We start from the raw sequence: 18,503 nt of genomic DNA on the forward strand, positions 1-18,503 counted from the left end.
CCTAAGCCCGGGAAGTGAGATTTTCACTTCCTCAATGAAAAACACTCGGGCACTTTGGTTCAATCAATCCTGGCTATACCTTAAGCGCATTCTGATCGTGAATGTCGCTTTTCTGATTATCGGTTCCGTCTGGCGCTGGGCATTTATGGCCACCTTCGGCGATGCCCGCGAACTGTCCCAGCTGGCACCCGCGGTTTTCAAAGCCTTCGTTCTGGGCTTCCGCTTTGACAGCACCGTCCTTTTTTACGTGAATGCCATTCCTTTGCTGATTCTGCTGTTCTTAAGCTTCTTCACTTTCTGGAAGGGTTTTGAATCTTCACTTTCAAAAATCTATTCCCGCTTCACCGCTTTCCTGGTTCCCTACTACACCGTGATGCTGTTTATCGTGATGTTTGTCACGGCCGTGGACTTTGGTTTTTACAGCTTCTATCAGGACCGCATCAACGTTCTGATTTTCGGATACTTTGAAGACGACACCGTCGCCATCACCAAAACAATCTGGCGCAACTATCCGGCCGTGTGGATTTTCCTGGGGCTGGGGCTTTTCACCTATCTTTTGTGGAAGGGTCTTAAGATCAACTTCACTCAAGGTCGTGAGTGGCTTCCGTGGCGCGCGCAAAAAATCTCTTACCCGGTGTTTGTGCTGTTCTTCTTCGTATTGTTTGTCTTAAACGGCATCGGAGCCCGCGGATCTTTGGCGCTGTTTCCACTGAGCGAAATGGACACCGGGATTTCCAAAAGCATCTTCGTGAATCATCTAAGCTTTAACGGTGTGCGCGCTTTCGGTCGCGCGGTGGAACTTAAGGCCCAGCAGATTTCCCAATGGGACAGCAATCTGCGCCACTATGGTTATGGCGGCAATTACCGTCAGGCCTTTGCGGATTTCTATCAGATCTCGGTGGATCAGGTGCCGGCCGACCCGCTGGATCTGATGAAGCGCCAGACACCGAAAAATGCGTGGGCAGAAAAGAACCGCCCCCATGTGCTGTTGCTGGTGATGGAATCGATGGGGGCTTACTGGTTTAACTATAACAACCCGGAATTCAATCTGCTGGGCGACTTCAAAAAACACCTGAACGAAGACACCTATCTGACAAACTTCCTGTCCAGCACCAACGCAACGATTGGCAGCCTTAGCTGTTTGATGATTGGCTCTCCGCAAAGACCTATTGGCGAGTTTTTGACGGAAAGTGATTACCTGCAGGTGCCGTTCCGTTCCAGCACCGCAAGAGTTTTCAAAAGTGCCGGCTACAAAGCCCGCTTCCTGTACGGTGGAAACCCCGGCTGGCGTGAAGTGAACAAGTTTGCGATCAAGCAGGGCTTTGACACCGTCGAGGGCGAAAGCGAAATGGCCGAGGCTCTTGGCGGACTTAAAGAACGCCACGACTGGGGCGTTTATGATGAAGAGCTGTTTGACTATGTCTATAAGACATTAAGCGAAAGCACCCAGCCCCAGTTCATGCTGACCATGACCACCACGAACCATCCGCCCTATCAGCTTCCGCACTCTTATCAGGTGCCGGATCTGAAAACCCCGGATGAACTAAAATCCCGTCTGATCGGTGACGCGGCTTTGGCGGAAAAGCGCTTTAAAACCTATCGCTATTCTTCTGATCAGCTGGCGAAGTTCATGACGAAACTTAAGAACTCGCCGTTGAAAGACAAGGTCATCGTCGCCATCACCGGAGATCACACCTTCTGGATTGTGAACTTCACCGAACAAGAGCTTTTGCAAAAAGGCTCGGTTCCTTTCTATCTTTACCTTCCAGAACCTATCCGCAAAAAAATGGATCCTGAGACCTTTGGCTCCCAGGCGGACATTGCGCCGACACTTTACAATCTGGCACTGTCGGAAGTTCCTTACTCGGCGCTGGGCCGTGATCTGTTTGAAAAGAACGGCGACTTTGCGGTGAATGCTTTCAACCTGATTGCTGATCGCACGGGCGGAGTTCTGACAACCAGCAAACCCGAAAATGACATCTCTTTGGACTGGGAAGGCCACTATGAGCGCCTGGTCCGTGGTGAAAACACCGAGCACAAAAAACAACTCGCCGTGAAATACAAATCCTTGATGAGTGTCCTGGATTATTATTTCATGAAAGAAAAGCAAGATCAGAAAGGGCCCGTGGATCATGCGGATTCTAGTCGTTGAAGATCAGATAAAGATGGCGAACTTTTTGAAAAAAGGCCTCAATGAGGTTGGCTATGCCGTGGACCTGGCTGAAAGCGGATCTGCCGCTGAATCTTACATGGCCCAAGGCGACTATGATCTGGTGATTCTGGACGTGATGCTGCCTGATCAAAGTGGTATTGATACCGCCCGCCACATCCGTCGTGACGGCTATGAAGGTCCGATCCTGATGCTAACGGCCCTGTCCACCACCAAGGACAAAGTTCATGGACTGGATGCCGGTGCTGATGACTATCTGACCAAGCCCTATTCTTTTGATGAACTGCACGCCCGCGTGCGCGCGCTGCTTCGCCGAAAGGCCCCGTCCCAAGGCGGTGCTGTCAGCAACATCCTGAAATATGCGGATCTGGAACTGGATCTGATCCAGCGCAAAGCCCGCAGAAGTGCGCAAGAAATCTCACTGACTTCCAAAGAGTTCGCTCTGCTTGAATACTTCATGCGAAATCCTGAGCGCCCGTTGGGCCGCGTTTCCATTGCCGAACATGTCTGGGACATTCACTTTGATTCTGAAAGCAACGTGATTGACGTCTATATCAATTTGCTGCGAAAGAAAATCGATGTCCCGTTCCCGAAACGTCTGATTCATACGGTGGTGGGTACAGGCTATGTTCTTAAAGAAAATCTATAATTTCTTTCAAAGTTTCAGCATTCGTCTGCGCCTGTCGCTGATCTTTGTGCTGATCTTTGGCGCTACCACCGTTTTCTTTAATATGTTCCTGTTCCAAATGATGATCGACACCCTTCAACAGGATTTCGACGATGCTTTATTCAATTACTGCGTCGACGTTTCCGACGGGATTGAAATCGGCATCAAGGGGGACCTCAGCTTCCCTCCCCTAAGACTGGATCACGGGAAAATCCTTCCGTTCCCGCTGGGAACAGCGCTGATTCAGGTGCGTCACAGTTCTGGCGCCGTGCTGGCGCGCGTGGGAAATTTCGGCGAGTTCAGCCCGCCCTACAAAAAAGACTTCGAACGCATCTGGAAGGGCGAAGAAGCCACCTATCGCACCATCGAACACATCCGCAATATTCCCTCGGCCGAGGCCGATTCGTACCGCCTGATTTCATTCCCGCTGGATAACGCCGCCAAGCCCCAGTTGATGCTGCAAATTGCCGTGCCAATGACCTTGATGGAAACCCAGATTCAAAAGCGTCTGACGCTGTTGCAACTGGGTATTCCGTTTGTTTTGTTCGTGGCAACCCTGGGCGGAATGTTCCTGTCGGCGCGCGCTTTGAACCCGGTGAATAATATCATTAAGATCGCCAAGGAAATCAAAGTCACCGAGCTTTCCAATCGCGTCCCCGTTCCCAATGCCAACGATGAAATCAAACAGCTGTCACTGACGCTGAATGAAATGCTGGATCGTATTCAGCAGGCCTTCCAGTCCCAGGAACGGTTCGTTGCGGATGCCTCGCACCAGTTGCTGACACCACTGACAATCATGCGCGGTGAAATGGAACTGCTGCAGAAAACTGAACAGCGCGATGTCGATCAATTTATCAAAAGTGCTTTGCAGGAAGTGGACAATCTTTCCAGTATCGTGCAGGAAATGCTTTTGTTGGCTCGTGTGGATGCGGGGATTGGCGCCTTGAATCTGGAAGATCTGAATTTTGACGAACTGGTTTTTGAAGCCCTGACTCGGGTTGAGAAACTGGCAAAATCAAAAGATATCAAACTGAAAGTCACAATTAATAATGAAACCGGCGAAGAACACAAACCTATTCGTGGCGACAACGACCTGCTGACGAATCTCATTGTGAACATCGTTGAAAATGCCATCAAGTATTCACCCAATCAGGAAGTGGTCTCTGTGACGGTCAATCATGGCCGCGAGACAACAGAGCTGCTGGTTGAAGACAATGGCCCGGGCATCCCGGAAGAACAACTGCCGTTCATCTTTGAACGCTTCTCACGCGGTTCCAATATGGAGACTCGTGTTAAAGGCTTTGGTCTAGGTTTAGCAATCGCGCAAAAAATCGCCATTCTTCACAATGCCAAGCTAAGTGCTCAGAATCATTCAGGGTCAGGTGCGAAGTTCGGGTTTGAAATTAAAAACATTTAATCTGCTTTTAATCAAAGATTTAACCCCGTTTGTTAGCCTTTTCTAGTTCGCAATTGAAGCTAACAAAGAACCATTAGGAGGTTACTATGAAATTCGCTTCTATCTTGATGACTATCGCTTTCGCAGGTGTTGTTGCTCACGCTAACGAAACTGCTCCAGCTGCTACAACTGCTGCTCCTGCTGCTCCAGCTCACGCTGAAGTTAAAGCTGAGAAAAAAGCTGCTAAGAAAAAACACGCTAAAGAAGCTGCTCCTGCAGCGGCTGCAGCTCCAGCTGCTCCTGCTACTACAGCTCCTGCTGGTCACTAATCTTTCGCTCTCACGAGCAAAAGATGTGATAAAGGGAACCTTCGGGTTCCCTTTTTTTATTTCTGAATGTGTTGCTGAATTATTTCACCCAAAGTTCCACACGCGGAACACCGATAGAGCCTGCGCCCGTCACCGCATCTGATGCCGGAATCCCCGACGGAGTTCCATAGGTCGCACTTGCCAGCATTCCCACCGCATAGAACCAGTTCGAATGCCCGACCGAGCCTTCAGCCAGCGCCGATGTCATGGCCCCGTTATATTCAAGACCGCCCCAATAGTTGGTGGTTGATTCCACAGTCACTGCCGTGTAGCCAGCAATCGCCTGCGAAGTGAAGTTGCTGGTCTGAGTCCACCAGTTACGAATTGAACTGCCCGAACCCGGCCAGTTGATTCGAAGCTCCAGTTTACCCGAACGATAGAAACCACCCACGCGTCCCATGATGGAATAACGACCCGCCTGAGGTGCGCCTGAATTATAACTGAGTGCCTCTGCCGTGCTGGCAAACAGACCATCGGAAAAATTGTGATTCAGGATGCGTGTCCAGCCGCCACCATCTGTGGTCATGTCACAGTAAACCGGAATCGCACCGCCACCACCAGGGTTGATTGTGTATAATCCTGATCCGATGGATGCCCCGGCATCCAGAATGGCTTTGCAGGAATTGTAAGTCGTGTATGTGTCATCTTCCTTGATCCAAAGATTCACTTCCGCCACGCCAGCACCAGTTCCCAGAACTGCACCCGCAGAAGGAATACCTGCGGGCGTTCCATAAGCAACCGTGGATCCGATCGCGTACCACCAGTCCGGATACTGTACCGAACCATCCAGCAAAGAGTTATTATTGTTCACCGGACCGTGAGCCCCGTTCCCCAACTCCAAACCACCCCAACGATCAGTAATGGCCGTTGCCATGATCGGCACCCAGCCCGCAACTACAACGTCGTTCAAAGGATTTGTCGTTTGCAGCCAGATATTCTTATAAGCTGAATAGCCCGGCCAGGTCTGACGGAAGCGATACTTTCCGTTCGTCACAAAATCAGGAATCTTCGTTAGTTGAGAGTAAAGATTTCCCGTCGGGGCACCGGTATTTTTCGACTGAGCATCTGTCGTACTGGCAAAATATCCACCGGCAATATTGTGGCGGAAGATCCGTGTCCAGCCACCCCCATCAGTCGTCATGTCACAATACGCTGAATAGGATCCATTTGCACCGGTACCATCGGAATCAATCGTGTAAAGCCCGTCCGCCGGGCTTCCCATCAGATCTTTGATCTCTTTGCAGGATTTTGGGTAACACTGGGTCGCGACAATAAACGCCGGCTTTGAGGCTCCGACAAACGTGGTCCATTCCGTCGATGTTTTTGTGGGCACAAAAAGATCACTGCTGGCGTGGTTGTTGGTAACAATGTAACAGGACCCTTGCGAAGAAACGTAAGGCAGATAAAGCCGTGTCGAGCCCCCGACCGGAATACGATAGCCTTCACTGAGAGTGTTTATTCCCAGCACAAATGGCACCATCATAATCATCAAGGCAATTCGCATTTTCATGTCTGTCCACGTCCCGTCTTAGCGAAGATAGAATTTAAAATTACACGCGTTACCCTTGCCACTGTAACACACTTCCGTCGCTTTATACGATGGCACAATGCCTTCGTTACCTGAATTGAAGGCGATGTTAAAGGCATCCGAAGCACTGTAATTGTCATTGGCAGTTTGTCCCGCACAGCCGGCCGTCCGGCTGGTGTGACGAAGGTTCCCGGCACACTTGGTGCTGTTATAATTCCAGTTTCCGCCGGCCAAATCAATGATCGCAGCGCCCCCATTGTATGATGGAGACACAAACATGGCATCCGTCGTGTTCACGGCAATTGAAAATGCCTCGACATTCACCGACGCCTGCTGAGACGCCATCACGTGTTTACCAGCCGCGGCCAGGTTGTAGGTGTTCACAAAAAAATCATTCGGCGTGGTGCCAGTCACCGCACCATTGGAATATGCCACCAACGTCCATCCGCCACCGGATGTCGTCATATCACAGTAAACATCATAGGGTGCAGTGGCCCCGGCGCCATCAATGTCAATCGTATACAGTCCGTCGCCCTTGGAGGCTCCGGCTGCCAGGATCGCCTTACAGGAATTATAAACCGCGTGGGTGTCATCGTCCTTCATCCACAGATTCACTTCGGCGACACCGTGGCTGGTTCCCAGCATTTCAGACGCGGGAATACCCACCGGTGTCGTGCCCCAGGACACATACGCCCCCACAGCATAATACCAGTTGGCATGATTGACAGAACCTTCGATATAAGCCGACGTCTGCGCCGGCCCGTGGGCACCGTTACCCAATTCAAGACCACCCCAATAGTTGGTATATCCCTGAACAAAAACTGTTTTATATCCTGCCACCACCACATCCGCAGTGGGATTGGTCGTCTGGAACCAGATGTTTTTCAGGTCTTCCCCAGGCCAGGTCAGGCGGAACTGGTATTTGTTCCCGGCAGTTTTAAAATGATCGATTTTATTTAGAATAGAATACAGGTCCGCCGTCGGAGCCGTCGTATTTTTACTGCTGGCGTCCGTGGCATCGGCAAAATACCCGCCTGCGATATTGTGTTTGAACACGCGAGTCCATCCGCCACCATCAGTGGTCATGTCGCAGTAAACCGGATACGGAGAACTTCCCGTGGGATCGACGTAATAAATGCCGTCCCCTTCGGAACCATTGTTGTTCAAAATATCCAAACAGGATCCACATTTAGTCAAAGAGACATTTGTGAGGGTGGCTGCACGGAATGCCGTCCATTCGGCAGCTGTTTTAGTGGGAACAAAAAAGTCCTTGTCCGCCGTGGCATTTACCACTTTCTTACAGACGCTATGAGCATTGATGGCCTTGGTCGTGCCACGATTCACCCGGTGACCGGTGTCCTGGGTGTTCAGTGCCACCAGCAACGGTGACACGGCTAGAATAAGAATGATCTTTCCAATGATCTTCACTGTCTTATTTTCCGTTCAGCATTGCTTTTTCAAGACGCTCCAGACGTGCTTTCAAATCCTGATTTTCCTGTTCAAGTTTTTTCAAACGACTGTCCGAAGATTCATTCACGCTAGCCAAACCACGGGACACCTGAGAAATCTGTCCCTGACAAAGATCTTTGTCCTGCAGACGCTCTGCGTGTTCCTGCTTCAGAGCTTCCACCAAAACCGCCACGATGTTGCCGTACTGAACGGCCTTATAGCCAGACTGTTTGTCGGTGCGAACCAGTTCTGGATACACTGCTTCGACTTCCTGGGCGATGAAACCCATCGTTTTTTCGCCGTTGTTTTTCCAGACGAAGTTCACCCCGCGAAGTTTCAGAACGTTTTCCAGTGCCATCGGCAAAGTCACAACGTCTTTTTTCAGGCGCGCATCGGAAGTATACAGATACGAAGCAGCTTTGACGTTGCCATTGACTTCCAAAGCCTCGCTTGGCGCCGTGGTGTTGATACCGAAGAAACCTGTCGTCAGAATGGTCATTTTGGCCGTATTGCTCACACCGATTTGCATCGAAGTTGCCACGCTGTTGGTGATACTTTTACCGACCGTGACTGTGTTGCCGGCAGAAACAATGTTGTCACGGCCCAAAACTACGGCGTTGCCCGAGTTGTTATTCACTGTATTACTGCGTCCGAACAAATCCAGAGCGATACTGAAGTTAAACAAACTGGTCGTAATGGCATTGTTCGAGCCAATAATGTTCATTACCGAAGCATTACCACCGCCAGAGTTCGTGATCGAGTTGGAGGCTCCAATGACATAGTTACTGGCGTCAGTAAACGTGGTATTCCCCGAACCAATGATCCCCGCACCATTTACGTGCAAATGTGTGATCGGAGAGCTGACGCCGATACCCAGCTTACCTGCGGACGAGAGACGCATTTTTTCCGCGTTGCTGGTGTCAAAGATGATATTACCGGCAACTCCATTGCTGATAAACAAATCATCCGAAGCTCCATCGCTATAGCCCACGGTCCCTTTCCAGGTGCCATTGCGAAGCATGTCGATGGAAGGAATACCCGACGCCACCGTATCCAGAATCAAAGGAGCCTGAGCCGCAGATGTCGTCTTGATGGCGATTTTGGCATTGGCATCCGGAGCCTGCCCCACGCCCACATTACCTGTGGTGTCGACTGTGATACGAGTCGTACCCCCAGTTTCAAACTGCAGGCTTTGTGCATCGTTGGTACCGACTGTGGCTGCAGCACCAAAGCTGTTACCACCATTAACTAGAGCACTTGGGAAGTTGGCAGCACCGACGGCAATCGTCTGGCAAAGGAACGTGTCTGTGGCCGCATTATAATACATGGTTTGAGAAGTCGTACATGCCGAGTTTGCAAACACTCCGCCAAAGGGTGTGATCGTCGAACGGATGTCACCCACTTGCAGGAAGGATGGAGCGTACTGAGTGGTGCCATTGTAACGAAGCACCTGACCAGCGGCCGTCGGCGCCGTCGCACTGACCGCTGTGCTTTGAACTTTTGTCACGGTGAAAGCACCCGCATTGGTCATGGTCACATCACCACTTGGTGCCACGGCTGTCGCCACGTTGGAAACGTTACCCACGCGGATATTCCCCGAGGTCAAAGTCGCTGAAAGTTTATTATTAAAGGTCGTCCAGTCCGCAGAAGCCAAATAACCATTTTGAGTTCCATTGGCCACTTGAATGCCAATATTTGGAGCTGCCGCCGTACCAGAATTCACAATCGGTGAAGTCACCGCCACACCCGACGTCACCGCCGGTGATGTCCAGGAAAGATTTCCAGAAGCATCCGTGGTCAGGACCTGATTGGCTGAACCCACCGCTGCCGGGAATCTAAGAACATAAGAAGTCGTCACCGTGTTCGGTGCCTGCAAAGTTACGGTGTTTGCACCCGTGTCCCGTAAAACCACAGAACCCAAACTTGCCGCTCCGGCAGCAAAGTTACCGGATCCATCACGTTTTACAATGGCGCTGGCTGTATTCAGATTTGTCGCCGCATTTGCAGCCACCGTCGCGGAATTCACGTTCGCTGCTGTTGAGCCACCAACAGAATTCACTGTCGCACTGACCGTGCCGTTACCGGAAGCGGTCACATCCCCCGTCAAAGCCGCAATCGTACCACCGGCCCCAGCCGAGGAAGCAATCGCCACCCAGGCCCCTGAGTTATATTGATAGATAACTTTCGTATCAGCGGCGAAATAAATCGCCCCGGCTGCCGGACTTGCAGGCTTGGCGGCGTCGTTACCTGACTGAATGCTTGGTGAACCTCCGGCATTCCCCACAAGAACTGTCGAATTCAAGGTGGCTGCAGAGCCCAACCCCAGATTAGTACGGGCTGTAGCGGCTGTTGCAGTCAGCTCACTCAAATTGTTTGCAGGATTCAGCGGTGTGAATCCCAGCGCATTTTGTTTGCCGTTAAAAGTGTTCCAGTCCGCAGAAGAAAGATAACCATTAGTTGACGTATTCGCTTGAGAAATCGAGATCACCGGGGTCGTCGTGCCTGTCGCCACAGAAATCGGCGCAGTGCCGGTCACATTCGTCACGGTACCGCCCGCATTGCTGTCAGCCGCGGCATACCAGCTGGTGCCATTGAATTTCAAAACCTGATTGTTCGTCGGTGCCACTGTGAAATCCAGCGGGTAACCTTTAATCTGAGCAACAACCGTCGCGCCTTGAGTGCCCGTCACATCACCAGCAAGACTTCCCAGGAAGTTCGTCGCCTGAGTTGCAGACCCCACAGCCAATGAAGATTGATTTGTACACTGCCAGCCCAAAGCCACAGACCAGGTCAGTAATTGATTGGCACCACAAGAAAGCGGCGCCAGCGTCGCCCCCGTTGAAGAATCCGTCATCACCAGACGACTGATTCCAGGGTTTGCAAAAAGCTTTTCCGTAGTCACTGCACCCGCAGCAATTTTAGGTGTTGTCACCGTATTGTCAGCAAGGCCAGGATTTGGATATGTACCCGTCAAAGCCCCACCCGCAGCCCCATTGGGCGCACGAGAATCAGTGAAACGCGCATCATTACCCGCAGCCACAGTGCCCGCCACCGTGCCAACGTTCAAGGTGATCAACGGTGTGACCGTGTCAGCAGAAACTGTCAGATAAGGGTTGCTGCCCGCAGAAGCTGCCACGGACTGAACCGTACCGCCGCTGGCACCAGAAACACCCGCACAACCAAATTCCTTGGTCGCGGCATTCCAGGTCAGGAAGCTGCCAGCACCGCAATCAGCACCCGCATTGACTTCGGTCTTCATCACAAAGTCAGTTGCCACATGCGAACCCAACGTCGCCGCGGAAGAAGCAAAACCTGCGAAAGGAACGGTGCGAATTTCATTGTCCGGAGAAATCGTCTGCCATTGGGAACCATCATGGAATTTCACACGCAGGAAGCGGCCATCAGTCAGACCCGGATTGTAAGGTGAACCCCCGTCACACACGAAGGGATTGCCGTTGTTAAACGCATCCAGGATCGTGAAGGTCGGAGCCCCAGGGTAACTGTGCGAAGATCCGATCTTGACGTCGAACACCCCGCCTGAGTTTGTCATGTCGATGTGATTCAGTTGTTCCCGGTAAAGAACGCAGACCTTGTTCGGCGCCAGAATTTCAAACTGGAAGGCGACCGCGTTGTATTCCAGCGGTGCTCCGCTGCTTTTAACGATGCGTCCTTGATAAGTCAGCGCCGCCGGGCTGGCATAAGCCACCGTTGTTAAAAGGCTAACAAAGAAAAGTGCCGTTAACGTTCCGTAGTTTTTCATACGAAACGTATCGGCATTTATAATCCGACTCTAAATTACATTCACAAAATCCTAGGAAGATCTCGCTATTTACGAACCTTTGTTACATATTTCAGCACATTTCAGTCTCAAGGTGAGACACAAACCCCGACTTAAATTGAGAATCAACCTAGTCCATCGACGGGGCCTCAACATGAACGGTGTAAGGCTTTTCAACCGCCGGACGGCGAAGAGCCTGTCGCAAAGTGGGATGCAAAGTCTTGCTAAGCGCTGTCAGGGTGACTGGTTTTCGCAACTTCACCGACTTCATGATGGCCTCAATCACCATCAGATCCAGCACTCCTTCTGTGGCATTGGGTTCAGGATGTTTTTTATTGATCAGGCAGTCGGAAAAATACACGATCTCAGGCCCGAACTGATCGCTCTTTTTGAATTTGTATTTACGGGTGGCGGCGTTCACCCGGCTGAAATACAAAGTCATATCGTCAAAGTATTCATAGGCATTTTCCAGGCGCAGGCACCCCGTTGTTCCCACCACATCAAAGGCCGCCTGATGCTGACCACTGAAGCTGCAGATGAAAGTCGCCATTCGGCCCCCGGAAAACTTCATCACCACGGACAGCATTTCATCCACTTCTTTGGAACGCTGATCGAATCCCTGATTGGCAAAAGCAAAAACCTCTTCCGGCAGTTCACCAAAGAAACCGCGGACGGCGTTAATACAATAGATGCCGATGTCGTAAAGCGGGCCTCCGCCCTTGGTGCGACTGGTGCGCACATTCCCCTCTTTCACACGCATGCTAAAAACAGTGTTGAAAAAGCGAACTTCCCCGATCTGGCCAGATTTGGCAATTTCGATGGCTTTTAAATTGGCGCGCTGAAAATGCAGACGGTAAGCCGTCATCAAACGGCTGCCGGTCTTTTCACTGACCTGGGCCATGATCTTGGCATCATCCACCGACATGGCCAAAGGTTTTTCACACAGAACGTGAACTCCGGCCTGCATGGCTTCCACCGCAAAGCGCGCGTGCATGTCATTGGGAAGCGAAATATAAACCGCATCGATAAGCCCGGAATAAAGCATCTTGCGATAATCAGAATAATCAAAGGTGTAATCGACGTTGTATTCTTTGGAAAGCTTCTGAAGTTTGACTTCGTCGCCTGACACCAAGGCCACCAGCTCCGAGTTGGCGGTGGACTGAGTAAATCCAGGCAAAACAGCATTCTGAGCAATATGCCCCAGACCCACTACCGCGTACCGAATTTTTTCACTTTGTTTTACGGCCACCGAAAACCTCCTTTAGGGATCACATCCCGAAATTCTAAAAGGCTTTCGCTGCCATAAAAACAACAAGGCCCCCGGGTTTGCCAAGAAACCAGGGGGCCTTGTGTTTATCTGCAAAAATCTGAAATTACACCAGACTTTCTTCGATCTCTTCCTGTGAAAATTCCGTGGGACGACGAATGGATTTCACTTCGCCCGCAGAAATCTCAACGATCTGATCACAGTCCGCAATCGTTCCCAAACGGTGAGCAATGATCAACATCGTCACGCCCGCAAAGGATGTACGAATGACTTTTTGCAAAAGAGCATCCGTCTGCACATCCACGCTGGCGGTGGCTTCATCCATCACGATCACCCGCGCCTTGGTTAGCAAAGCTCTTGCCAGACACAGCAACTGACGCTGTCCCTGACTTAAGTTCAAGCCACCTTCGGCCACCGTCGAGTTCATGCCTTCAGGCAGGCTTTGTACATATTCCCACATGGAAGCATGCCTCAACGCGCCCGTGACCTCGTCATCTGAATACTCGTTGTAACGATCCAGATTGTTTCGGATCGTTCCCATAAACAGAGTCGGATCCTGCGGAATGATCGCCAGACTGCGACGCAGCTTTTCCAGCGGCACACTGGCAGTGTTCACGCCGTCAATACTGATGCTGCCTTCTTCCGCCTCAATAAAGCGGAACAAGGACTGGAAGAACGTGCTTTTTCCCGAGCCCGTACGACCGATGATACCCACGCGGCTTCCCGCCTCGACCTTGAAAGTGATTCCTTTCAAAACCTGCGGCAGATGGTTCGCATAGCGCACCTTCAAACCCTCGACGGAAATCTCGCCAAACTCCGGCCATGTCGGGCGCAGTGGTTCAGGCAAAGGTTTCAGTACGGACACTTCACCCGGCAGATTCGAGAAGAACTTCAGACGTTCAATCGAAGTCATGCGCGATTCAATATCGGCAAAGATACGAACACCCCAGTTCAGGAAACCCCAGAACGACAGCGAGTACAACGTCACCAGACCGGCCGTTCCGGCATCCATCACGCCGTAGTAAGCCGACAAACTGACACCCACGGCCGTCGCCATGGAAATCAAGCCCCCCACCAGCGGAATGCGCGACGAAAACCAGCGGTTGATCATATAGTGTGAATAGAACATGCGATTGCTGTGCGAAAGTTTCGCATAGAAATTCTGCATGAACCACGGTGCCTTGTTAAAGCTGCGAATGACCACCAGACCCTGCAGGCTTTCCTTGAAGTGCGCATAACGAGGAGACCTCGCCACACTGTCAAAGCGCTTCACTTCACGAGCCGGACGGCGATAATCCCGTTGCAGCACATAGTAAAGAACCATCACCGGAACAATCACAAACGCCATCAAAGGCATCAGGCCCAGAATAAGCACGATCGACACAATCACCTGCAACGCACAGTGAACGGCTGAATCAAAGCTCCATTGCAGGTACACATCCACCGATTCCACATCTCGCGAAAAACGCTGAATAATACGCCCCACCGGAGTCGAATCAAAGAAGCGCACCGGGGAACTCAAAACACTTTTCAGCATCTTATCGTGCATGTTCTTGCCGGCGCGAATACCGCGATCCAGCCAGAACAGATGATTCAGCAATGAACCCACCAGAACCATCACACCAATCAGCCCGTAAATCCCGATGGCGGTCAAAGCCAGCCACTCGGTCTGATGTCCGGAATAATAAGACAGCCAGGCTTTCTGCGCCAAGGGCAGAACCGTCACGCCGGTAGCACCCAATAACAGCGTCGCCAGAATCAAAGGCTTGGTGTATTTGCCATCCCCCCCCAGGGAACTAATATAGTCCCAGTATACAGAGCCCTTCACCGCCCCCACTTCACGATCCTCGTCTTCCGTCACGCGGGTGGTTTTGGCTTCCAGCTCTTCATTGATGGACGCTGCTTCCTGAGCCGTGTCTGCCGGTCGGGATTCATGCTCTTCACCTTGAGTTTTGCCGTGCTCTTTATAGAACTCTGCAAACGGCGCACAAGATTTCACCAGTTCTGCGAAAGTACCTTGCCCCTGCACACGTCCGTGCTGGATATAAATCACTTGATCAAACTGCGCCAAATGTTCCAGTCGGTGCGTCACAACAATGCGGGTCACATCCTTCCACGCGCCAAAAATCAGACGCTCACAAAGCAGATTTTCCGTATCGGCATCCACCGCTGACAACGGGTCATCCAAAAGCACGATCTGTGGTTTACGCAAGAACGCACGGGCCAACGCCACACGCTGCTTTTGCCCTCCGGACAGATTCACGCCTTTTTCACCGATCTCGGTGCGAAGTCCCCCGGACCATTCCTTCAGGTCTCGGCTTAAACAGCTGTTGTGCAAAGCACGACGAAGCTCTTCTTTGGAAACCTCTTCACCGAACTGCAAGTTTTCCAGCAGTGATGTATTAACGATGTAAGCTTCCTGAGGCACATAGGCCATGCGCGGACGTCCCGGCATTTCCGGTGTAAAATGCAACGCACCTTCACGCGGAGCCACTTCCCCCAATAAGGACATCAACAGCGAGCTTTTCCCCGCCCCGACCGGTCCAACAATGGCCAATGAGCTTCCCGCCGGAACATTCACGTTCACATCGTGAAGCACATCAGAAACCGCTCCGTCATGACGAAGGCTCAGGTGCTGCAGGTGCAGCCCCACGGCCGCACCATCGGTGCGTTCTTCGGTGGAGATTTCAACTTCATCCTCATTCAGGTATTCCAGGATACGACGAGCACCCACTTTGGCATTGGTCGCACGGGAAATCAGTCGCGACAAATCACCAAACGGACCTTCCAGCAAACCAAACAAAGAAATACAGGTGAAAATCACCGCGGCATCCAGCTTTTCCCCGCGCCAGGCATGCACCGCCAAAGCCACAAACAAAACCAGTGTGGATACTGCCAGATAACCCAGGCTTGAAACCACTTCCGCTTTCGCCAAACGACGACGGCTGGTCAGTTCCTTTTCACGAACTTCAGTCACTTCTTTGGCAACACTTTTTTCCCAGGCAAAGTATTTCACCACGCGGATCGCATTCATCGCCTGAGTCATCAGGGTCACACGACGGTCGCGGTGTTCCATCATCTCTTCATCAAGATGGGTGAACTTTTTTGCCACGTAATTGGTTAATGGCGCCAAAGTGAAAAGTACGGCCAGGGCCGCCAGTGCGGACCAGCCGATATAATAGAACAGCATCGCCACCACACCGACGATCAGGAAGCTTGCCGAAATCAGATCCCCGAATACCAATGGGAAGTCCGACACGTTGTCACTGTCCGTGCTCATGTGGTTGACGATATCGCCGACCTGATTTTTCTGGCGCGCCTTCTGACTGAGCTTCAAACTGTGTTTGAACAGACGCTCATTCAAAATATTCGTCGCGACCTGATAGGCCTTCAAAGAATTGAAGAAATAGTGCTGCATGCAAAGACCGGAAAGGAATCCACACAGCCCCAGCGCCACACCATAAATCAATGCCGTCGGCAAAGTTTCGGCCGTCACTCCGGCAGAAATAGTCCCGACAAAGCGATTCACAAACACCGGCGACAGCAGGGCCAGCACCGAGCTTGCCAGATACCACGTGTAAGAAGGTCTGGTGAAATCACGCAAAGCGCGGATCAAAGAAAACAGCAAAGCCCTTGGGGACTTCCAGCTGATTTCCTGCATATCAACCTTAATATGCTGAGGATGCAGTTCTGGTGGCAGAGCCAGCAGATCACTTTCCTCGATATTTTTCGTTTTCGCTAACTTCACCAGGGGCGTGACATCAGTGAACAACAAACGTCTGAAAAAATTCATAACGAATCCATAACTGCCCTAAATGGGCGTAAAAACAGTCAAATATTTAATTGTGCAGAAGAATAAGATCCGTTCTTAAATGAACAAGTGACCTTAGAACTGTGACAGAAGAAGGCCCAACATTGAATTCAATGAGCTGATATTCATCATAATCATGTGGTCCTCCTCTCGTGTGAGATGTTTTAAAGCCTAACCAAAGAAAAAGGGCTTGTCTAGCCCCCTCCTAAAATAAAAACCAAAGGATCTTATTTTGATCCCAGAGGTAGCGTAAAATAAAAGACTGATCCATGGCCGATTTCACTGGTAACTCCAATAGTTCCGCCCATTTTCTCGACCAGCTGTTTGCTGATACTCAAACCCAGTCCGGTACCGCCGAAGCGCCGCGTGATCGATGAATCCCCTTGTGAAAAACGTGTAAAGAGCCACTGCATTTGATCTGGCGCCATGCCAATGCCTGTGTCCTTCACACCGACCCACAATTGATCATCGCTCACCTTCATCTGCACTCTGACTTCCCCGTGGGTGGTGAACTTCAAACCGTTCCCGATCAGATTGATCAGCACCTGCTGAAAGCGTGAGGCATCCCCGTTAATCTTCTCGGGCACCTGCGGGTCGATATCCAATTTCAGATCCAGTTTCTTTTCCACGGCCTTGATCATCAGAATTTCAAAAGCCCGGCGGACGGATTCCCGTACGTTGAACGGAACTTTTTCAATCACCATCAAGCCGGACTCAATTTTGGAAATATCCAGAATATCATTAATCAAATTCAACAGGTTCGAGGAAGCCCGGGTCAGAATTGTCACAAACTGGCGCTGATCAGGGCTTAACTCTGTATCCAGCAACAATTCGGACATCCCCATGATTGAATTCATCGGGGTGCGAATTTCATGACTCATATTTGCCAGAAACTCGGATTTGGCGCGGGTTCCGGCTTCGGCGGCCTCTTTGGCAGTTTCCAGCTCTTGCTGGTAACGATGAAGTTCGGTGATGTCGGTGGACACCCCGGCAATGGCAATCAGATGGTCCCCTTCATCACGCAGCGGGAACTTTTCTGACAGATAATATCTTTGCGAGCCATCCACGAAAGTCAGACTTTCTTCATAGCTGCGCGGGCGCTGTTCTGCGATCAGCTGACTGTCGGAATCAGAAAAACGTTTTGCGTCTTCAACACCGAAAATTTCCTGGTCTGTTCTGCCAACCAGATCCGCACTGAGTTTTCCCACCAGCTGTTCAAACGTGGGACTGACCAGCAGATAACGACCGCCCAAGTCCTTGACGTACACAATGGCTGGCGACGACTGCAAAAACATCTTCAACAGGAACTGTTGATAGCGCAGCTCTTTTTCAAAGCTGCGTTTTTGCGCGACATCATACATCAGACCATAAATCTGAACGATCTGCCCTTCTTGGCGCAAAGCTGTTCCCATCACTCGCGCTGGGAACACCCGCCCTTTGCCCGACCGAACCAGAACCTCGATATCATAATCTGTTCCGTGCTCCATCAGACGCTGATGGGTTTCGATCATCAGGGCGCGGTCTTTTTCCGCGATCATTTCAAAACCGCGCAAACGATCCAGATCGTAGGTTTGCGGATCCACCTCAAAAATGTCGTAAAGAGCGCGGGACCAGAAATGCCGGCCCGTAAGAACATCCATGCTCCAGGTTCCAATGGGACCTTCGGCGTTGGCCTGACCAGATATTTCGGTAAAGATTTTTTGTGGACTCGTGTCCTTCGCCACACAAAGAGCATCGTTGCCTGTCGGATCGTACTGATAGTTCCAGGAAAGAAACTTGTATTGGCCGTCCTTGCAACGATAACGCAAAAGGAAGTTTCGAATCACTTCGCCTTTTTGAATCTTGTCGTAACGACTGACAATGCTTTTGATATCGTCCGGATGGATGAGGTCGCTGAAGCGCATTTGCATCAGCTCTTCGGTGGACCATCCCAGCACATCAGACCAAACATGATTCAGTTTCGTCGGACGCCAGTCTTCTCCAAAGACACCAACCATGTCATTGGACAATTCAAAGAGAGCGTCGTAACGGGATTCCATTGAGAAATCTTAACAGGGTAAAAAACAAAA

General features: G+C 51.0%; 10 protein-coding genes. 4 read left to right on the forward strand and 6 right to left on the reverse strand.

The window, feature by feature from the left end; translation table 11 throughout:
* Positions 1 to 34: 34 nt before the first annotated feature.
* From BDT_RS12540 to BDT_RS12555, 4 genes are all read left to right on the forward strand, one after another.
* Positions 35 to 2,152 carry an LTA synthase family protein gene (locus BDT_RS12540; RefSeq protein ID WP_015091619.1) on the forward strand — a complete coding sequence of 706 codons (2,118 nt, stop codon included), beginning with the start codon at positions 35 to 37 and terminating at the stop codon, positions 2,150 to 2,152.
* Positions 2,133 to 2,819, forward strand: coding sequence for a response regulator transcription factor (locus BDT_RS12545; protein WP_015091620.1), 687 nt, complete (start codon positions 2,133 to 2,135; stop codon positions 2,817 to 2,819). The genes BDT_RS12540 and BDT_RS12545 overlap by 20 nt, the downstream gene beginning before the upstream one ends.
* On the forward strand, positions 2,797 to 4,254 hold the full coding sequence (locus tag BDT_RS12550) for a sensor histidine kinase (protein ID WP_015091621.1): 1,458 nt from the start codon (positions 2,797 to 2,799) through the stop codon (positions 4,252 to 4,254). The genes BDT_RS12545 and BDT_RS12550 overlap by 23 nt, the downstream gene beginning before the upstream one ends.
* Positions 4,255 to 4,340: 86 nt before the next feature.
* Complete coding sequence (locus BDT_RS12555; protein ID WP_041577798.1) at positions 4,341 to 4,562, forward strand: hypothetical protein; 222 nt, start codon at positions 4,341 to 4,343, stop codon at positions 4,560 to 4,562.
* Positions 4,563 to 4,641: 79 nt separating this feature from the next.
* Here BDT_RS12555 and BDT_RS12560 read toward each other — a convergent pair whose 3' ends face one another.
* The 6 genes from BDT_RS12560 to BDT_RS12585 form a co-directional block, all read right to left on the reverse strand.
* A complete protein-coding gene (locus BDT_RS12560; protein ID WP_015091622.1) occupies positions 4,642 to 6,111 on the reverse strand; it encodes a fibrinogen-like YCDxxxxGGGW domain-containing protein in 1,470 nt (489 codons plus the stop codon).
* 18 nt (positions 6,112 to 6,129) lie between these two features.
* Positions 6,130 to 7,557 carry a fibrinogen-like YCDxxxxGGGW domain-containing protein gene (locus BDT_RS12565; RefSeq protein ID WP_015091623.1) on the reverse strand — a complete coding sequence of 476 codons (1,428 nt, stop codon included), beginning with the start codon at positions 7,555 to 7,557 and terminating at the stop codon, positions 6,130 to 6,132.
* 4 nt (positions 7,558 to 7,561) lie between these two features.
* Positions 7,562 to 11,338 carry a tail fiber domain-containing protein gene (locus tag BDT_RS12570; RefSeq protein WP_015091624.1) on the reverse strand — a complete coding sequence of 1,259 codons (3,777 nt, stop codon included), beginning with the start codon at positions 11,336 to 11,338 and terminating at the stop codon, positions 7,562 to 7,564.
* 148 nt (positions 11,339 to 11,486) lie between these two features.
* Positions 11,487 to 12,605: a Gfo/Idh/MocA family protein gene (locus BDT_RS12575; protein WP_015091625.1), complete on the reverse strand. Its 1,119-nt coding sequence runs from the start codon at positions 12,603 to 12,605 to the stop codon at positions 11,487 to 11,489.
* 124 nt (positions 12,606 to 12,729) lie between these two features.
* Positions 12,730 to 16,416 (reverse strand): ABC transporter transmembrane domain-containing protein, encoded by a 3,687-nt coding sequence (locus BDT_RS12580; protein ID WP_015091626.1) that lies wholly within the window; start codon positions 16,414 to 16,416, stop codon positions 12,730 to 12,732.
* Between the two features lie 245 nt (positions 16,417 to 16,661).
* Positions 16,662 to 18,473 carry a PAS domain-containing hybrid sensor histidine kinase/response regulator gene (locus BDT_RS12585; protein ID WP_015091627.1) on the reverse strand — a complete coding sequence of 604 codons (1,812 nt, stop codon included), beginning with the start codon at positions 18,471 to 18,473 and terminating at the stop codon, positions 16,662 to 16,664.
* Between the last annotated feature and the right edge of the window lie 30 nt (positions 18,474 to 18,503).

Source organism: Bdellovibrio bacteriovorus str. Tiberius (assembly GCF_000317895.1).
Taxonomy (GTDB): domain Bacteria; phylum Bdellovibrionota; class Bdellovibrionia; order Bdellovibrionales; family Bdellovibrionaceae; genus Bdellovibrio; species Bdellovibrio bacteriovorus_F.